We start from the raw sequence: 17,371 nt of genomic DNA, 5'->3' as shown, positions 1-17,371 counted from the left end.
CGTTCACACCAAAGTGGCGACAGATTGGACCGCCTTGACCGCGAACAGCACGTCAGCACCGACGGCGGGCGCCGTCCAGGACCTCCTGCCGGAGATCCACCAGATCTCGGACGAAGGACTGCGCGAAGCAGTCACCGGCATCTGGCTGCGGGCATGGCGGTCGAGCGTCTGGGAACGGCTCGAGGACGTGCCCAAGTCGCCGGACCTGCCGGTGTGGCGGACGCTCACGGTGCACTCCCGGTCGGTCGCGCGGATCGCCGTGCAGATGGCCGACACCGTCCGCGAGCTGCACCAGGTGGCGGTGGACCGGGACGTGACGCTGGCCATTGCACTGCTGCACGACGTCTGCAAGCTGCACGAGTTCGAGCCCGGATCCGACGGCGGCGCCCGGTTCTCCCGCACCGGGCGGATGTACCAGCACGGCTTCCTCGGCGCCCACTGGATGCTCGAGGCCGGTCTCGAGGAGGACCTCGTGCACGCCGTCATCGCGCACACCCCGCACTCCTCGGTCGTGCCTCGCACCCAGGAGGCCGTACTCGTCCACTACGCCGACTTCGCCGACTCCGACGTCCAGCTCCTCGACGCCGGCCAACGCCTCTTCTGCAAGAGGCGCTCGTGAGAACGGTGCACGACCCGGGGCGCGCCGAGCCCACACCCATCAACGACGATCAGGGAGCCGCACATGAACACGGGCCCGCGCACCGCGCCGGAGAGGCCTGTTGAGGCACGGCCCTCCGCCGCCGAGCGGCGCGAGCGCCGCCGGACGATCATCGCGGCCTCGGCCGGGAATTTCGCCGAGTGGTACGACTGGGGCGTCTACGGCGTCGTCGCGACGCTGATCGCCCGGAGCTTCTTCCCCCCGGGCAACGAAGCCCTCGCGCTGATCAGCGCCTACGCCGTGTTCGCCATCTCGTACGTGACCCGCCCCTTCGGCACCGTGATCTTCGGTCACATCGCCGACACGGTCGGCCGGACGAAGGCGCTGTCGCTGACGATCATCATCACCTGCGTGGCCACCGCCATGATCGGGCTGATCCCGACCTACGAGTCGATCGGCGTCGCGGCTCCGCTGCTGCTGCTCGGGATGCGCCTGATCCAGTCGCTGGGCACCGGAGGGGAGTACTCGACCGCCATCTCGTTCGTGTACGAGCACGGACCGCGTGGCCGCAAGGCGAGGTCGGTCGGGGTCCTGACCGCGGTGACGTTCGTCGGCCTGCTGACCGGCTCGGTCCTGGCCACCGCGCTGTCCGCGCTGATGCCGGAGGACGCGTGGACGACGTGGGGCTGGCGACTGCTGTTCATGCTGTCGCTGCCGATGGGGTTGATCGGCCTCTACCTGCGCCGGCGCACGCGGGACGGCGCGGAGTTCCGCGAGCTGCAGGAAGTGCAGAGGCGGAAGGCCTCGATCGCCGCTTCGCCGGTCCTCGAGGCGCTGCGCACGTCGGGCGGCCGGATCCTGCTGTTCGTCGCGTTCCTCGGCGTGTGGTCCATCGTCTCGGCGACGTTGACGTCCTACCTGGCGACGTTCCTGAAGCAGAACACCGCACTGACCGAGACCGCCGCCTACGCGGCCAACACCGTCGGATCGGCGATGGTCGTCGTGTTCGTGTTGCTGTTCTCCCCGGTCGCGGACCGGCTCGGATTGCGGCGGGCCACCACCGTGGCGACCGTGATCGTGGCCGTCGTGACGGCACCCGCGTTCGCGCTCGCCGGAGCGGGGGTGGCCGGAGCGTTCGGCGGAGCCTTCCTGCTCGGCGCCGCGAAGGGCGTGCTCGCCGTGCCGCTGTTGCTCGCGGTCAGCCAGATCTTCCCGGCCGGGATCCGGGTCAGCGCGGGCGGGCTGTCCTACAACATCTCCCAGTCGGTGCTCGGTGGAACCGCGCCGCTGGTCGCGGTGGCGTTGAACGAGGCGTTCGGCTCCTCGCTGGCGTTCTCCGCCTACATCGTGCTGGCCGCGCTGGTCACCCTCGCCATCGTCCTGACCGTCGGGCAGCGCTGGGTGAACGAGTCGGCTGAGCACTCCGGGGACGCCGGGGCCGGCTCGACGGGAACGGAATGAGAGGAATGCAAGTGGCCGCCCCGTACCGCCTCGGTCTCCTGCACGGCGACGGCATCGGACCGGAGATCGTCCCAGCAGCGGTCACCGTCATCGACGCCGCCATCGCCCGCGCCGGTGCGGAGCCCTTCGAGTGGGTCGAGCTACCCATCGCCCGAGCGGCCATCGACGAGCACGGCACGCACACGCCCACGTCGACCCTCGACGCCCTCGCCGGTCTCGATGCGTGGATCCTCGGCCCGCACGACAGCGCGTCCTACCCGCTTCCGCACCGCTCGCAGCTGAACCCGAGCGGCACGATCCGCAAGCACTTCGACCTCTACGCCAACATCCGCCCCGCGAAGGCCTTCCCGGGCGGTGACGCGGTGGTGCCCGGCACCGACCTGGTCATCGTCCGGGAGAACACCCAGGGCTTCTACGCCGACCGGAACACGCACGCCGGCACCGGCGAGTTCATGCCCACCCCGGACATCGCCATGGCGATGGGCATCATCACGCGCCCCGCCGTGGAACGGATCGCCCGATGTGCGTTCGAGCTGGCACGACGGCGCAGCAAGCGGGTGACGATCGTGCACAAGGCCAACGTGCTCCGGCTCACCACGGGTCTGTTCCACGACGCCTGCCGCGAGGTCGCCGGGGACTTCCCCGACGTCGTGGTCGACGACTTCCACATCGACGCCATGACCGCCCACCTCGTCCGAGCGGCCGGGGAATTCGACGTCATCGTCACCGAGAACATGTTCGGCGACATACTGTCCGACCTCGCAGGCGCCCTCGCCGGGTCGCTGGGCATCGCGCCGTCGATCAATTCCTCCGACAGCCACGCGATGGCGCAGGCGGCACACGGATCCGCACCGGACATCGCCGGGCAGAACATCGCCAACCCGATCGCGATGATCCTCTCCGGTGCCATGCTGCTCGACTGGCTGGGCGCCCGTCACCAGGACCCCCGCCTGACCGACGCCGCCCTCCGCATCGAGCGCGGCGTCGCTGCAACCGTCGCCGCCGGCACCAGCACGCGCGACCTGGGCGGCACGTCGTCCACCACCTACGTCACCCGCGCGATCGTCGCCGCGATCCGCTGAGTGCGGCGAGCGCTCCTAGAGGTCGATCACCACCTTGCCGCGCACGTGTCGCTCGGCCTGCAGTTCGACCGCGTCGCGGATCTTCTCGATCGGGAAGCTCGCCGCGACCGGCACCCGCAGCCGGCCGTCCGCAACGAGACGGGCGATCTCGCCCAAGGCACCGGCTGGAGCGGTCGCGCCGTTGGCCGCCGTCACGCCGTCGATCTGCGCGGCGACGGTGCAGATGCGCCCGTCGGGCACGCCGAGGTCCCGCGCGGTCTGCACCGTCTCCGTGCCGTGCAGGTCGATGGCGGCGGTGACGCCCCCGGGGGCGAGGGCCCGGACCCGGTCGGCCAGGCCGTCGCCGTAGGCCACCGGTTCGGCTCCGAGCTCGCGCAGGTGGTCGGCCGATCCCGCCGACCCCGTCCCGATCACGCGCGCTCCGGCGATCCGGGCCAGCTGGACGGCGAACACCCCGACGCCGCCCCCGGCTCCGCCGATCAGCACCGTGTCGTCCGGACCGGGGTCGACCGCGGCGATCGCGGCGGACGCCGTGCGGCCGGCGATCGAGAGGGTGGCGGCGGTGCGGTCGTCCACGCCGTCAGGGGTGTGGTGTGCCTCGTTCGCCGCGACCTCCCCTGCCGCGTCGACCACCACGAAGTCGGCGACCGCGCGCGACAGCGCGCTGCCGAACACCCGGTCGCCCGGGGCGAAGCCGGTGACCCCGGCGCCGACCTGGTCGACCACGCCCGCGTAGTCGGTGCCGAACCCGACCGGGAGGCTCAGGCCGAACCGGGACGCGGTCTCCGCGTCGGCGGTCATGATCCAGTCCATCGGGTTGAGACCGGCCGCGGTGACCCGCACCCGGACCTGCCCCGGGCCCGCCTGCGGAGCGGGGACCTCCCGGACGTCCAGGACGTCGGGACCACCGTACGAATCGAGCTGAACCGCCCTGCCGCTCTGTTGCTGCACGTACTCGTCTCCTCGGATGCGAACGCAGCGAAACGGACTATGCTCCGTTTTACGCGAACGACTCTAACACAGAACCGGAGCGTGATCCGTTTGAGTGACGTGGGCACGCGCGGACCGCGGGCGGACGCGACCCGCAACCGCGACCAGCTGCTGGCCGTGGCCACCCGCATGTTCGCGGCGGGCGACGACGAGCCGTCGATGCGGGCGATCGCCCGCGAGGCCGGGGTCGGCATCGCCACGCTCTACCGGCACTTCCCGACCCGCGAGTCGCTGGTGGACGCGGTCTACCGGGACCAGGTCGTGCGGCTGACGACCGGCGCCCGCGAGCTGCTCGACGAGCTGCCCCCGGCCGCGGCGATGCGGCGCTGGATGGACCTGTTCGGCGACTGGATCGCCACCAAGAACGGCATGCTCGACACGCTGCTCGCGATGGTCGAGTCGGGCGAGATCGCCCACGCGCAGACCCGGGCCGAGCTGCTGGCGGCCATCACCACGATCCTCGACGCCGGCCGCGCGGCGGGCGACCTGCGCTCCGACGCGCGCGCCGACGACATCGCCGCGTCCCTCATCGGCATCTTCACCGTGGCCCCCCACCCGGAGAACGACGCCATCGCCCAGCGCCTGCTCGACCTCCTCATGGACGGTCTCCGTTTCACCGCCGGGACGCACGCCGGTGGCTGCTAGGGCCACGGCCACATCGAGTGGAGAGCCGGGGCCGCGATCATGCCTTCGACAGCGCGGTCCGGATCGAGCCGGGCGTGCGGCCGAGCAGGGCACGGGACAGCCGGGCGAGGTGGGCCTGGTCGGTGAGCCCGGCGGCGCTCCGCGGCTCGACGAACGTGCTGAGGTGACGAGGTGAGCGAACAGAACACCGCCGAGCCGGTCTCCCCGCAGGACCGCGAGTACCTGCACCGATGCGTCGCCCTCGCCGCCGAGGCCTTGGCCGAGGGGGACGAGCCGTTCGGCTCCGTCCTCGTCGACCCGCGGGGCGAGGTCCTCTTCGAGGACCGCAACCGCGTCAAGGACGGCGACGGCACCCGCCACCCCGAGTTCGAGATCGCCCGGTGGGCAGCCGCCAACGTCGCGCCCGGGGAGCGTTCCGGCTGCGTCGTGTACACCTCCGGCGAGCACTGCCCGATGTGCAGCGCCGCGCACGCCTGGGTGGGCCTGGGCGGCATCGTCTACGCGGTCAGCTCAGAGCAGCTGACGGCCTGGCGCTCCGGGTGGGGCATCCCGCCGGGGCCGGTCACCCCGCTCCCGATCCGGGCCGTCGCACCGGACATCCCGGTCTCCGGCCCCGATCCCGTCCTCGCCGCGGAGGTCCGCGTCCTGCACGCCCGCCGCCACGGCGTCGACGAATCGAACTGAGGTCACGCCCACCCGGCTTCCCGGCGCGAGATCCGCTCGAGCCGGCACAGGGCCGTGCCGGTGGCCAGCACCGTCACGAACGCGAGGCCCGCGACCGGTGGGTCGATGACGAGGCGCGGCACGTACATCACGATCAGGAGGTCGACGCCGATGACGATGCAGAGCGCTCGTTACCCACGCCGGCCGCCGGCGCGTGCGGCAGCACGCCACGCCGCCCGTCGATCCGACGGACGATGACGGCGAGCGAGACCACCGCGCCGAGGACGAGCAGGACCTCGATCGTGAGGACGATGCTGCCCATGAGCAGCCAGACGGCCACATGGGTGACGAGCATGTCCTCCAGCGCGGCGCCTTCCGTCACGGCCGTGACCGCCGCGCTCCCCCCTACGCGCAGGAGAATCGCGCTGACCAGGCACGCCCGCCACACCCGGACGATCCACGCACCCGGGCCGGGGCGGCCGGCCCAGAGGTCGTCGATGATCCGCCGCGAGAACCACAGGTTGACGAACGGGATCGCGAGGCCGCCGACGGCGAACCGGCGGGAGAACCGGAACCGGTGGTAGGGGGCGAACGCGGCGATGTCGTCCCGGACCCTGGCGACCCACACCATCAGCAGCACCGTCGACGCGACGACGACAACGGGGAGGAGCCAGGCGGCGACCGTCCATCGCGGAACCGATGCATGGCATCGGCGACGACACCGGTGTCCACGGAGACGACCCCGCGGTCGTCGGACACGCCGGCGCCCGGCCGGACGACCGCGCGCACCGCGGCGTACGTGGCCCACGTGGAGATGAGCCCCGGCACCTTCAGCAGGGCCGCGATCAGGGCGAGCGCCGCCGCGCCGCGCCCCCACCAGGTGGCCCGCAGATGTGCGCGGTCGGTTGCAGTGGGCATGGCGTCGCTCCAGCACGAGGTGGACGTGGGCACTGGCGACGAGCGGGAATTCGACGTTCCGGTTGGGGGTGTGCGCAGCGTCACCGCTCACCGGGAGCGCGCACCGTCAGCGTCCTCAGGGCCTGGGAGCGGCGTTCGAGCAGCTCGGCGTAGGTGCCGTCACGCTCAGCCCACCGCAGGGGGCCGGGCGCGTTCGGCGACGATCTCGTGCGGGCTCGGGTTCTGGGCGAGCCCCTCTCCACCAGGCGTTCCGGGTTAACGTGCGATTCGTGGACAAGGGCAACCGGCTCGGTGACTACCTGCGCGCCCGGCGGGCGCTCGTCACGCCCGAACAGGCCGGCATCCCGGCCGGACAGGGCCGCCGGGTCACCGGGCTGCGGCGCGAGGAGGTCGCCATGCTCGCCGGCATCAGCGTCGACTACTACATGCGGCTCGAGCGCGGACGCGACAAGACCCCCTCCGCCCAGGTCCTCGGGGCGCTCGCAGGTGTTCTCCACCTGGATGACGTCGAGCACCAGTACCTGCTCGACCTCGCCGCGCCGCCCCGGCGCACCCCACCGCGCAGGCGGGTGGAGCGGGTCCCCACCCGGCTGCACCACCTGCTCGCCACCGTCGGCGTCCCGGCGTTCGTCGAGGGCCGCGCGTACGACGTCCTCGCGTCCAACCCGCTCGCGCGTGCCCTGTCGCCACGGCTGCGGCCGGGCGAGAACCGGCTGCGGTCGCTCATGCTCGATCCCGAGGAGCGCGAGTTCCACGCCGACTGGCCCGCGGCCACCGCGGAATTCGTCGCCGCGTTCCGCCGGTCGATCGGCGAGGACGCCGCCGACGCGCGGGTGGTGGAACTCGTCGGCGAGCTCTCCCTCGCCAGCGTCCGTTTCCGCACGTTGTGGGCCCGCCACGACGTGCGCCGGCTCGAGGGCGGCACCGCCACCGTGCGCCACCCGGTGGTCGGCACGCTTCGCCTGCACCGCGAGAAGCTGCCGGTCGACGGGCTGCTCCTCGTCCTCTACTACCCCGACGAGCACGGTGACAGCGCGGAGAAGTTCCGCGCACTGGCCTCGCTGGCCGCGAGCGACCTCGACAGGCGCTCGGCGGTCAGCGGCGCATCGTGAGAGCAGCCGGCGTGCGGGCCGGGAGGTCCTCGGCCCACGCGATCAGCTCCCAGCCCAACCGGACGTCGATCCTGCTCAACTCCACGCGCGCCACCTCGACGCCCCACTCCCGGGTCCGGGCGTCGACCCGGGACGTCAGCTCGCCGTACCGGTCCGCCGCCCACCCGGACAGCTCCACCAGGTCATGCTCGGAGACGTAGCGGGCGATCTCGGCCTCCACCGCATCGGTGGTGGCAGCGTCGGCCGGTTCCGCGGCCAGGGCGTACCGGACCGGATCGACCGTGGCGACGAGCGCGGCGCCGTGGACCGTCACAGGAACGCTGTCGCGTGTCGTCGCTTCCACCCACACCACGTCGGTCCAGGTCGGGCACATCGGCACCCGGACACCACGGTCGACGCCGGGCACCACGAACACGAGGCCGGGCCCCGTCACCCGGTGGCCGCGGCCGCGCCGGAACAGGACGAGGCGCTCGTCCGCGGGAACGAGGCGGACCGAGTTCACGGCGAACACCGCCAGCACCAGCGCGCCTGCCAGCGCCCAGGCCAACACGGCGTCGCTGCTCACCACCACCTCGTTCCTCCACGTCACCAGTTCGACGGCGGATCGCTCGCCGGGAACGACTGCTCGCCCCACTCCTGGACGATGTCCTTCGCGGCGCCCTCGGCGCCGGACGGCTCGACGACGATCTGCGGCCGCAACCGGCGTGCGTTCACGGGCGGGCCGGACACCGTCCGGACCTTCCCGTTGATCACATCAGGTCCACGGAACACGTCCACCACTCCTCGTCGTCCATTCATGTTGCCGGAGCACGGAAATCCGGCCGGGAACGTCAACCCGGCCAGCGCCGCCCCGTGCGATCCACCAGGACCACACCCTCCGGCAGGTCCGCGCGCAGGCATGCGGCCAGTGCGGGGCTGGGCCCGATGACGACGATGGTGGCCCTCGGGCCCACGGCGCGCTGCACGTGCTGGAAGAGCGCCAGCAGCGGGGCGCACGCGGGAAGCGGGGGCACGGCCGAGAGGTCGATCGTCACCTGGTCCGCGGATCCGCCCATGCGGCTCAGCTGGTCGCGGACGCTGCGCATGATCCCGTGGATGGTGTACGGCAGGTTCCGCGCCTCGAAGGGGGTCACGGCGAGCTCGATGTGCGCCGGCTCCGCCCACGACCGGGAACCGGTGCGCTCCACGACGGCGGTACCCACTGAATCGCTCCTCTCCTTCCTTCCGATCCGGCCTCTGCTTCCACTCTGCCGCGACCCGGCAGCCGGTTCACCGCAGATGCCTGCCAAGTTCGCGTGCTCCTGGTTGCCGGACATCGGCAATCTGCGCCGCTCATATGCCGAACTGGTAGCCGCCCGTCGCCTCGATCACCTGGCCGGTGATCCAGCGGCCCTCCTCGCCCGCGAGGACGGCGACCACCAGCGCGATGTCCTCGGGCTCGCCGATCCGGCCGAGCAGCGTCTTCTCCGCGAGCGCGGGGATCAGGTGGGCGTGCTTGTCGAAGGCGCCGTCGCCGAGGTTCGTGCGGGTGGCGCCCGGTGCGAGCGCGTTGACCCTGATGCGACGCTCGGCCAGCTCGACCGCCAGGTACTGGGAGAACGTGATGATCGCGCCCTTGACCGCGGCGTAGGCCGTGTAGCCGCCGCCCCGCTCGATCGTCGTGGCGCTCGAGCTGGCCACGTTGACGATCGCCCCGCCGTCGGCCAGCAGCGGCAGCAGCCGCTGGGTGAGGAAGTACGTGCCTTTGAACATGACCCGGTTCAGCAGGTCGAAGTGCTCCTCGGTGACGTCCGGGAACGGGCTGCCCCCGCCGATGCCGCCGTTGTTCACCAACGCGGTGATCCGATCGGTGCCGAACACCGACCCGGCCGTCTCGCCCACCCGGTCCGCGAACGCCGCGAACGAGGTGGAGTCCCCGAGGTCGAGCGGCAGCGCCACCGCCGTGCCGCCCGCCTCCTCGATCGCGGCGACGGCCTCCTTCGCACCGGTGGCGTTGCCGTTGTAGGTGAGGATCACGCCGTTGCCACGACGGGCCAGCTCCACCGCGCTCGCCCGCCCGATCCCCGAACTGCCCCCGGTCACGACCGCAACTGCCACGACTGCCTCCTGTCGATCTTCGCGGGCATCTCCCGCAACGAGATCGACGCTAGGAGCGGCGGAAGGCTCGCCGACAGCTCAGGACTCCGCGATTCCTGCCCGATCGTCTACGGCGGTCCGCGCAGGCCGCCGGGATGCTTGACTGGTCCCGTGACCCTGGACGAGATCGGGCGCATCGTCGACGCGCACGCGGCTGCGCCCGAGCTGCCCATTCCTGGACTGGCCGTCGCGCGGTCCGACCGGCCCACCTCACCGGACGTCGCGATGACCGGCGCGGTGCTGGCCGTCGTCGTGCAGGGGGTCAAGCGGGTCACCGTCGGCGACCGCACGCTCGACTGCCACGCGGGCGACTACCTCGTCACATCGGTCGACCTGCCGGTCACCGGCTACATCGCCGAGGCGAGCCCCGCCGTCCCGTACCTCGGGTTCGGGATGCCGCTGGACCCCGACGTGGTCGCTGAGCTGGTGCTCGCGGCGAACGGCTCGGGAACCGCCGGTGCCGCCCCCGCGCCCGCCATCGGCGTCGGCCGCGCCGGGCCCGATCTGCTCGACGCCTGCACCCGGTTGCTGCGCCTGCTCGACCGCCCGGAGGATCGCGTCGTCCTCGGCCCGGCCGTCCACCGCGAGATCGTCTGGCGGCTGCTGCAGGGCGAGCACGGCCAGGTCATCCGGCAGGCCGCGTTGCCCGACGGCCGCGTGTCGGAGGTCCGCCAGGTGATCCACTGGCTCCGGGAGAACTACGCCGAGCCGGTCCGCGTGGAGGACCTCGCCCGCCGCGCCACGATGAGCGTGTCCGCCTTCCACAAGGTGTTCTCCACGGTCACGGCGATGAGCCCGATCCAGTACCAGAAGCGGATCCGGCTTCAGGAGGCCCGGCGCCTGCTCGTCGCCGGCGGCATCGACGTCACCGGCGCCGCGCACGCCGTCGGCTACGACAGCCCCACGCAGTTCAGCCGCGAGTACCGGCGGCTCTTCGGCGCCCCGCCCCGCCGCGACACCGTCCGGGCGCGCGCGGAGCAGCGGTGGGAGCGGGGTGACCACCTCGTCACACGGCCGCGGGCAACCGGGCCGGGAGTTCGAGGCCGAGGTTCTCCCGCAGCGTCGAGCCGCCGTAGTCGGACGTGACGATCCCGCGCTTGCGCAGTTCGTGCAGCAGGCCGTTCACGACGAAGTCGTGCTGGCGCGGATCGTGGAGGCCGCCGAGGCTGAGCACGTCGAGCACACCCGCGCGGAACCGCTCCTCGACGGCGTCGGCCAGCTGCTCGGGGGTGCCTGCCACCGACCAGTGACCGGTGTCCTGGGCGGCGATCACGAGCTCGCGCAGCGTGTACCCGCGCCGGACGTAGCCGGAGAAGATCTCGACGCGGCCCCGCCTGCGGCCAACCGAGGAGACCTCCGGCAGAAGGCTCTCGGGCAACGGCTTGTCCAGCGGCAGCCCGCTGAGGTCCACTCCCCCACCCAGCATGTCCGCCACCTGCGCGCGACCGCGCTCGTAGTCGATCGCCTCCCGCTTCTCCCGCACGAGCCGCTGCGCTTCCTCCTCCGTGGCGCCGTAGGTGGCGTGGAACGAGCTGAAGATAAGCGGCAGGCCCGGTGCGCGTCCGAGTTCGGCTGCCCGGTCGCGGATGCGCTTGGTGAAGGAGAGCGCGCCCTCCATCGTCGGCAGCGCGGTGAAGACGATCTCGGCGTAGCGCGCGCCAAGCTCCATCCCGGCCGCGGACTGCCCCGCCTGGATCTGCACCGGCCGCCGTTGCGGCAGCGGCGGGATGTTCAGTGGCCCGGCCACCGAGAAGTACTCGCCGACGTGGTCGATGCGGTGCACCCGGCTCGCGTCGAGCACCGCCTGCCCGTCGGGGCCCGGCCGCAGTGCGCCCGGCTCCCAGCTGTCCCACAGCGCATTGACGATCTCGAGCGTCTCCGCCGCCCGTGCGTAGCGCTCCTCGGGGCTCGGCAGGCCGCCCGGGCCGAAGTTCTCCTCGCCGATCGACGAGGTCACGAGGTTCCAGGCCGCCCGGCCGTTGCTGACGTGGTCGAGCGTGCCGAACAGGCGCGCGAGGTTGAACGGGTGGTGGAACGTGGTCGAGACGGTGGCGATCAGCCCGATGTCCGAGGTCACCTGGGAGAGCGCGGAGACGAACACCAACGGTTCCTGCGCGCCGATCGTGCCCTGGGCGCCGAAGGTGAGCAGATCGGGCGCGAACAGCGCGTCGATCCGGGCCTCCTCGGCGAGCCGGGCCACCCGGACGGCCGTGTCCGCGGTGGAGCGGGTGGGGTCGATGGCCAGCTCGTACGGGCCGGGCGATCCACCGGCCGGGGTGACGGTCTTCAAGCTCCTCGGGCGACTCACATCTGCGAGTGTCGCCAAATGAGAATAGGTATCACAAGACCGAAGAAAGAAACGTGGAAATGTACGGAACATTTCCTCCGCCATTCCACATGGTGCGGCGGCCGGCCCGGCGCTGTCGCCGAACACACAGTGCCGTCAGTTGCGCGTTCATGCTTCGCCCCGGTTGACTGGTGCGGTCATGAGCGCCGCCATCCGTCCCTGCCTGTTGACCCGCCGCCGCGTGGTCGACCAGGGCCGGCGCACCGTCTCGGGCTGTCCTGCCCGCGGCTGACGAACCTCCCCCTTCCCCACCTGCGCGCACCGGCGATCCCGTTGCGCCTGGAGCACTCGTGATCACGGTCGAGAACCTGACCAAGACCTTCCGCGGGCCCACCGGACCGGTGCGCGCGCTCGACGACGTCACCCTCGAGGTGCCGGCCGGCACCGTCTGCGGTGTCGTCGGCCCCAGCGGGGCGGGCAAGTCCACGCTCGCGCGCTGCATCCCACTCCTGGAGCGCCCCGACTCGGGCGCCGTGCGGGTGGACGGCACCGACCTCGCGGCGCTGCGCGGCGCCGCCCTGCGCGACGAGCGCCGCCGCATCGGCGTGGTGCCCCAGGGCGACTCGCTGCTGCGGCAGCGGTCCGTGGCGGGCAACGTCGCGCTCCCGCTGGAGGCCGCAGGCACCGGGCGCACCGAGCGTGAGGGACGGGTCGCCGAGCTGCTGGAACTCGTCGGGCTCGCCGACAAGGCCACCGCCTACCCGGACCAGCTCTCCGGCGGGCAGCGCCAGCGCGTGGCCGTGGCCCGTGCGCTCGCCGCCCGGCCGCGGGTGCTGCTGGCCGACGAGCCGACGTCCGCGCTCGACCCCACCACCACGAACTCGGTGCTCGACCTGCTCGAACGGGCGCGCGCCGAGCTGGGCGTCACGGTCCTGGTCGTCACGCACGACATGGCCGTGGTGCGGCGCATCTGCTCCACGGTGGCGGTGCTCGACCACGGCCGGGTCGTCGAGCACGGCTCCGTGCTGGATCTCGTCACCCGGCCGGGAAGCCGGACCGCCGCGGCGCTGCTGCCGCCGACCGACGACGCGCCAGTGCCCCCGGACCACGCGATCGTCGCCGACGTCGTGCTCACCGGCGATGCCGCCGCGGGCCCGCTGCTCACCTCGACGGCCGCCGAGCACGGCGCCGAGCTGGCGCTGCTCGGCGGCGGGTTCACCGACCTCGCCGGCGTGCCGGTGGCCCGGTTCCGCATCGGCCTCGACGGCACCGGCGGCGACGCCACGCTCGCCGCGCTCGCCGGGGCGGGTGCCGCGGTGCAGCGCGTGACCGGGTCGGAGGTGCTCGCGTGACCGTCGACGTCCTCGCCCAGTCGGCCCGCGAGCCCACCCCGTGGGGCGAGGTGGTGGAGCTGCTCGTGCCCGCCACCGGCGAGACCCTCTACATGGTCGGGGTCTCGACGGTGCTGGCCGCGGTGTTCGGCATCCCGCTCGGCGTGCTGTTGCACCTCACGGCGCCCGGCGGGCTGCACCCGCGCCCGACCGTGCACCGCGTGCTCGGCGCGATCGTCGACCTCGGCCGGGCGATGCCGTTCCTGGTGCTGCTCGTGCTGCTGCTGTCGGTCACCCGGTTCCTGGTCGGCTCCACCATCGGCCCGACCGCCGCGATCGTCCCGCTCGCCGTGGGCGCCGTCCCGTTCGTCGGCCGGCTCGTGCAGAACGTGCTCGCCGAAGTGCACGTCGCGGTCGTCGAGGCCGCGGTGACGACCGGCGCCACCACCCTCAAGATCGTCCGCAGCGTCCTGCTGCGGGAATCGGTGCCCGCGCTGATCGGAGCGATCGGCGTCACCGCGATCGCCCTCGTCGGCTACTCCGCGATGGCGGGCGTGGTCGGCGGTGGCGGACTCGGCGACGTCGCCGTCCGCATCGGATACCAACGCTTCGACAGCCGCGTGCTGTGGGCCACCGTGATCGTCCTCGCCGTGCTGACCTCGATCGTCCAGCTCGGCTTCTCCTTCGCGGCCCGGCGGCTCGACCGCCGCCGGCACGCGACAGCCTGATCCTCCGAAAGGACAACAATGCGACTGCGTTCCGCTGTCGTCTCGATCGTCGCCGCGCTCACGGCCGTCGTCACGCTGGCCGCGTGCGGCGGGAGCGCCTCCGAGGCCGCCGCCCCCGCCGACCCGGCCGCGCCGCTGCGCGTCGGCGTCTCCCCCACCCCGCACGGGCAGATCCTGCGCTACGTCGCCGACGAGCTCGCCCCGGCGCGCGACCTGAAGATCGACGTCGTCGAGTTCACCGACTACGTGCAGCCCAACACCGCGCTGGTGGACGGGTCGCTCGACGCGAACTACTTCCAGACCGTGCCGTACCTGGAGGAGTTCACGGCCACGAGCGGCGCCGACCTGGCCTGGATCGCGCCCGTGCACGTCGAGCCCCTCGGCCTGTACTCCCGCTCGGTCACCGACATCGCCGCCCTGCCGGACGGCGCCACGATCGGCATCGCGAACGACGCCACCAACGAGGCACGCGGCCTGCGCCTGCTCGCCGCCAACGGGCTGATCACGCTCAACCCGGGCTCCGAGCCGACGGCCACCCCGCGCGACATCGCGACCAACCCGAAGAACCTGCAGTTCAGCGAGCTGGAGGCGGCGCAGCTGCCCCGCAGCCTCGAGGACACCGACGCCTCCGTGGTGAACGGCAACTACGCGATCGACGCCGGCCTCAGCCCCGCCCAGGACGCGCTCGTGCTGGAGTCGGCGGAGAACAACCCGAACGCCAACGGCCTCGTCACCCGCACCGAGCTGCAGAACGACCCGCGGATCACCACGCTGGCCGAGCTGCTGCAGTCGCAGGAGGTCAAGACCTACATCGAGCAGACGTTCGCCGGGGCGGTCATCCCGGTCTGACCTGTGCGGGAGATCGTGCGTGAGCGCGTTCCGCTGAACCCGGCAGAAGGCAGCTCACCCATGGGTCGAGGACCGGCACCGGCCGGGTTCCGCGGAACCCGGCCGGGAAGACAGCCCCGATTGGGGATGTCGACTGCGCGGCGGGCCAGGACGACGTCCAGGAAGGCCTCCGCAGCGGGATGACCCGGCTCGCCAACCGCAAGATCAGCACGCATGGGTGGGTTCCGCGGAACGCGGCTGGGGTGGGCTGGCGCGATTCTCGACCGCGACCCGCGTTGGCCTGTCGGAGATGCACCTCTTCGGGTCTCACTGCTGCCGCGGGGCGTGACCACCGGTCCTCGCGGGTGGGCGGGCCTGCGCTTCGCGCGCTGCGGTGCCGTGCTGGGCCGGTCGGAAGATCGACCGATCCGGGGCGCGCCCTGCGAGATGCTCGTCGCGGTCTCCCGGGCTCGTGGACGAGCACGTTCCGTTGGCTGCGGGGCGGCTTTCCGGTGGTGCAGAGGCCGGGGGGTTGTCCACACGCCCGAGGTCGCATCCACTGCTGTTCGATCTTGCTCCGAGGACCGTCAGGCCCGATCTCGTGCGTGTGGATGGCTGTGTGGCCGCGCCATGTCGGGGCTTGGTCAGCGAATTGGCGCGTTTCCCGACGGCAGGTGTCGGGTTTCGCTCCAGGCTGGTGATCATGGGGTTGAGTGCGGGGACACGACGGCCGGCCGTGCCGGCCCCTGGATCGCGCTGACCACCGCCGATGAGCTGCGCAGCCTGTGTTAGCGTCCCCCGATGCGGACCGTCGGAGCGGTCGGATCGCTGCTCACGTTGAGCGCGAACGACCACATCTGCTGGCCCTACGACGACGTCACGAGCTTCCGCAGCAGCCTCATCGAGTTCCTCGGGGCGGGGATCGCCCGCGGCCTGCGGGTGGCCTACGCCGGCTCCGGCGACCCGGTGTCGCTCAAGGCCGGGCTCGAGGGCCTCGCCGACGTCGACCGGTTGCTGGCCGGCGGCCGCCTGGAGATCGTCGCCCTCGAGGTGGTGTACGGCAGCAAGCCGATCGCCGACCTGGACGCGGCCGCGGCCGCGTTCGCGGCGGCCACGGAGCGGGCGCTCGCCGACGGGTACCTCGGCTTCCGGCTGGGCGCGGACGTCACCGAGATGGTGCGATCGCCCGCGCAGCGCGACTCGTTCGTCCGCTACGAGTGCCAGGTCGACCGCTTCGCGTCGGCGAACCCGTTCTCGGCGATGTGCGCCTACGACGCGCAGCTGGGTCCCGCGGTGCTCGCCGAGCTCGCGAGCGTCCACCCGATCGCGCCCGCGGCGCTGACCCCGTTCCACGTCTTCACCACGCCGGAGGGGGCCATCGGCCTGTCCGGGGAGGTCGACATCGCCAGCGCGGCGCAGTTCCGCAGGACGCTGGACCGGATCCGGGTCACGCCCGAGGCGGCCGCCGTGGTCTGGGACCTGTCCGCGGTGACCTTCATCGATCACCGCGCGCTGCTGGCGATGGACGCCATGGCCGACCGGCTCGGGCTACCGGCGCTGGTCCCGGATCCGCCGCGGTTCGTGCGACGCCTCGCCCGGCTGATCTCCCTCGATCACGTCGAGATCGTCGACGTGGAGCCCGCATCGTGACCGACGCCGCCGCGCCCACCGACTGCACCCACGTGCACGAGGCCGGCTTCTTCCGGTCCGACGCCGAGTTCGGCCGGCTGATCGTCGATTTCGTCGACTCGGCCGTCGCCGCGGGCGAGCCCGTGATCATCGGGTTCGACCGGCGCAAGAACGACCTCGTCCGGTCGAGCATCGCCGACGACACCGGGGTCACCTTCGTCGGCGATTCCGACCACTACGGCGCACCGGCGCGCGCCATCGGCAGCTACCAGCGGCAGTTCGAGAAGCACATGTCCCAGGGCGCCACCCGCGTCCGCATCGCCGGGGAGATCCCCAACCCCGGCAACGGGGGCTCCTTCACCGGGTGGGACCGCTACGAGTCCGGCATCAACACCCTGTGGCGCGACCTGCCCGTCTGGTCCCGTTGCCTCTACGACGCCACGGCCCTGCCGCAGGACGTCCACGACGTCGTCGTCCGGGCCCACCCCCGGCTCGTCGGCCCCGACGGGCGGGCCACCCGCAACGCCGGCTACGAGGGTCCGGAGCAGTTCACGTTGCTGCCCGTGCCGCCGGACCCGCTCGAGGCCGCGGCGCCCGCCGAACGGCTCGTCGGCTGCTCGCCGGGCACCGCCCGGAACGCGATCCAGGAGCTCGGCCGCGGTCACGTCGACCCGGCCGCCCTCGACGACCTCGTCTACGCCGCGTCCGAGGCCGTCACCAACGCCCACCAGTACGGCCGCCCGCCCGTCACCGTGCGGATCTGGCGCGCCGCGCACCGGATGCTCGTCACCGTCCACGACACCGGCGCGGGACCCGGCGACCGCAGCGTCGGGTTCGCGCCCAGGGCCCGCACGGACACCGGCGCAGGCCTCGGCCTGTGGATCGCCCACCACCTCGACGTCACCACCGACCTCATCTGGGACGAGGACGGATTCACGGTGCGGCTGGCCGTCTGACCGGGAG

At 72.4% G+C, this 17,371-nt stretch carries 20 protein-coding genes; 12 read left to right on the top strand and 8 right to left on the bottom strand.

Translation table 11 applies throughout. The annotated features are described in order from the left end of the window. The first annotated feature begins 34 nt into the window (after positions 1-34). From ACFPL3_RS28090 to ACFPL3_RS28080, 3 genes are all read left to right on the top strand, one after another. Positions 35-619: an HD domain-containing protein gene (locus ACFPL3_RS28090; RefSeq protein WP_343937645.1), complete on the top strand. Its 585-nt coding sequence runs from the start codon at positions 35-37 to the stop codon at positions 617-619. A gap of 63 nt (positions 620-682) precedes the next feature. Continuing rightward, entirely contained in the window at positions 683-2,059 is a 1,377-nt protein-coding gene (locus ACFPL3_RS28085) for an MFS transporter (protein ID WP_343937643.1), read from the top strand. Between the two features lie 11 nt (positions 2,060-2,070). Further along, the gene (locus ACFPL3_RS28080; protein ID WP_343937641.1) at positions 2,071-3,141 is read left to right on the top strand and encodes an isocitrate/isopropylmalate dehydrogenase family protein; all 1,071 of its coding nucleotides are present in this window, start codon (positions 2,071-2,073) and stop codon (positions 3,139-3,141) included. Positions 3,142-3,156: 15 nt separating this feature from the next. Here ACFPL3_RS28080 and ACFPL3_RS28075 read toward each other — a convergent pair whose 3' ends face one another. After that, on the bottom strand, positions 3,157-4,092 hold the full coding sequence (locus ACFPL3_RS28075) for an NADP-dependent oxidoreductase (protein WP_343937639.1): 936 nt from the start codon (positions 4,090-4,092) through the stop codon (positions 3,157-3,159). 90 nt (positions 4,093-4,182) lie between these two features. On the opposite strand from ACFPL3_RS28075, the gene ACFPL3_RS28070 reads away from it, so the two are divergent. Together ACFPL3_RS28070 and ACFPL3_RS28065 are read left to right on the top strand one after the other, a co-directional pair. Next, a complete protein-coding gene (locus ACFPL3_RS28070; RefSeq protein ID WP_343937637.1) occupies positions 4,183-4,776 on the top strand; it encodes a TetR/AcrR family transcriptional regulator in 594 nt (197 codons plus the stop codon). A 171-nt stretch (positions 4,777-4,947) separates the two neighbouring features. Then, a complete protein-coding gene (locus ACFPL3_RS28065; protein WP_343937635.1) occupies positions 4,948-5,460 on the top strand; it encodes a nucleoside deaminase in 513 nt (170 codons plus the stop codon). A gap of 133 nt (positions 5,461-5,593) precedes the next feature. Here ACFPL3_RS28065 and ACFPL3_RS28060 read toward each other — a convergent pair whose 3' ends face one another. Together ACFPL3_RS28060 and ACFPL3_RS28055 are read right to left on the bottom strand one after the other, a co-directional pair. Beyond that, positions 5,594-6,070, bottom strand: a complete 477-nt coding sequence (locus ACFPL3_RS28060) for a DUF4328 domain-containing protein (protein WP_379589731.1) — start codon at positions 6,068-6,070, stop codon at positions 5,594-5,596. Further along, on the bottom strand, positions 6,070-6,357 hold the full coding sequence (locus tag ACFPL3_RS28055) for a hypothetical protein (protein WP_379589730.1): 288 nt from the start codon (positions 6,355-6,357) through the stop codon (positions 6,070-6,072). Before ACFPL3_RS28055 ends, ACFPL3_RS28060 begins: the two co-directional genes overlap by 1 nt. Positions 6,358-6,626: 269 nt before the next feature. Here ACFPL3_RS28055 and ACFPL3_RS28050 point away from each other — a divergent pair, with 269 nt between their 5' ends. Further along, positions 6,627-7,469, top strand: coding sequence for a helix-turn-helix domain-containing protein (locus tag ACFPL3_RS28050; RefSeq protein ID WP_343937633.1), 843 nt, complete (start codon positions 6,627-6,629; stop codon positions 7,467-7,469). On the opposite strand, the gene ACFPL3_RS28045 is transcribed toward ACFPL3_RS28050, so the two are convergent. From ACFPL3_RS28045 to ACFPL3_RS28030, 4 genes are all read right to left on the bottom strand, one after another. Continuing rightward, positions 7,453-8,034 (bottom strand): SPFH domain-containing protein, encoded by a 582-nt coding sequence (locus tag ACFPL3_RS28045; protein WP_379589729.1) that lies wholly within the window; start codon positions 8,032-8,034, stop codon positions 7,453-7,455. The genes ACFPL3_RS28050 and ACFPL3_RS28045 overlap by 17 nt on opposite strands. Before the next feature lie 20 nt (positions 8,035-8,054). Continuing rightward, positions 8,055-8,240 carry a hypothetical protein gene (locus tag ACFPL3_RS28040; protein WP_343937629.1) on the bottom strand — a complete coding sequence of 62 codons (186 nt, stop codon included), beginning with the start codon at positions 8,238-8,240 and terminating at the stop codon, positions 8,055-8,057. Between the two features lie 59 nt (positions 8,241-8,299). Continuing rightward, positions 8,300-8,671 (bottom strand): hypothetical protein, encoded by a 372-nt coding sequence (locus ACFPL3_RS28035; RefSeq protein ID WP_343937627.1) that lies wholly within the window; start codon positions 8,669-8,671, stop codon positions 8,300-8,302. 130 nt (positions 8,672-8,801) lie between these two features. Then, positions 8,802-9,566, bottom strand: a complete 765-nt coding sequence (locus ACFPL3_RS28030) for an SDR family NAD(P)-dependent oxidoreductase (RefSeq protein ID WP_343937625.1) — start codon at positions 9,564-9,566, stop codon at positions 8,802-8,804. 150 nt (positions 9,567-9,716) lie between these two features. On the opposite strand from ACFPL3_RS28030, the gene ACFPL3_RS28025 reads away from it, so the two are divergent. After that, positions 9,717-10,691, top strand: coding sequence for an AraC family transcriptional regulator (locus ACFPL3_RS28025; RefSeq protein WP_343937623.1), 975 nt, complete (start codon positions 9,717-9,719; stop codon positions 10,689-10,691). Here the strand turns inward: ACFPL3_RS28025 and ACFPL3_RS28020 are convergent. Next, on the bottom strand, positions 10,612-11,913 hold the full coding sequence (locus tag ACFPL3_RS28020) for an NtaA/DmoA family FMN-dependent monooxygenase (RefSeq protein ID WP_343937621.1): 1,302 nt from the start codon (positions 11,911-11,913) through the stop codon (positions 10,612-10,614). The two genes, ACFPL3_RS28025 and ACFPL3_RS28020, sit on opposite strands and share 80 nt — an antisense overlap. Positions 11,914-12,242: 329 nt before the next feature. Here ACFPL3_RS28020 and ACFPL3_RS28015 point away from each other — a divergent pair, with 329 nt between their 5' ends. The 5 genes from ACFPL3_RS28015 (at position 12,243) to ACFPL3_RS27995 (ending at position 17,364) form a co-directional block, all read left to right on the top strand. Then, positions 12,243-13,244 carry a methionine ABC transporter ATP-binding protein gene (locus ACFPL3_RS28015; protein WP_379589728.1) on the top strand — a complete coding sequence of 334 codons (1,002 nt, stop codon included), beginning with the start codon at positions 12,243-12,245 and terminating at the stop codon, positions 13,242-13,244. After that, positions 13,241-13,951, top strand: a complete 711-nt coding sequence (locus tag ACFPL3_RS28010) for a methionine ABC transporter permease (protein WP_379589727.1) — start codon at positions 13,241-13,243, stop codon at positions 13,949-13,951. Before ACFPL3_RS28015 ends, ACFPL3_RS28010 begins: the two co-directional genes overlap by 4 nt. 18 nt (positions 13,952-13,969) lie before the next feature. Further along, positions 13,970-14,800 (top strand): MetQ/NlpA family ABC transporter substrate-binding protein, encoded by an 831-nt coding sequence (locus tag ACFPL3_RS28005; RefSeq protein WP_343937617.1) that lies wholly within the window; start codon positions 13,970-13,972, stop codon positions 14,798-14,800. Between the two features lie 780 nt (positions 14,801-15,580). Next, a complete protein-coding gene (locus ACFPL3_RS28000; protein WP_343937615.1) occupies positions 15,581-16,429 on the top strand; it encodes an MEDS domain-containing protein in 849 nt (282 codons plus the stop codon). Continuing rightward, positions 16,426-17,364 carry an anti-sigma factor RsbA family regulatory protein gene (locus ACFPL3_RS27995; protein WP_343937613.1) on the top strand — a complete coding sequence of 313 codons (939 nt, stop codon included), beginning with the start codon at positions 16,426-16,428 and terminating at the stop codon, positions 17,362-17,364. Before ACFPL3_RS28000 ends, ACFPL3_RS27995 begins: the two co-directional genes overlap by 4 nt. Positions 17,365-17,371 lie beyond the last annotated feature (7 nt).

Origin of the sequence: Pseudonocardia zijingensis (assembly GCF_042657305.1) — a bacterium.
Lineage (GTDB): Bacteria > Actinomycetota > Actinomycetes > Mycobacteriales > Pseudonocardiaceae > Pseudonocardia > Pseudonocardia zijingensis.
Note: the sequence above shows the minus strand (reverse complement) of the source record. Positions and strands in the feature narration are given on the sequence as shown.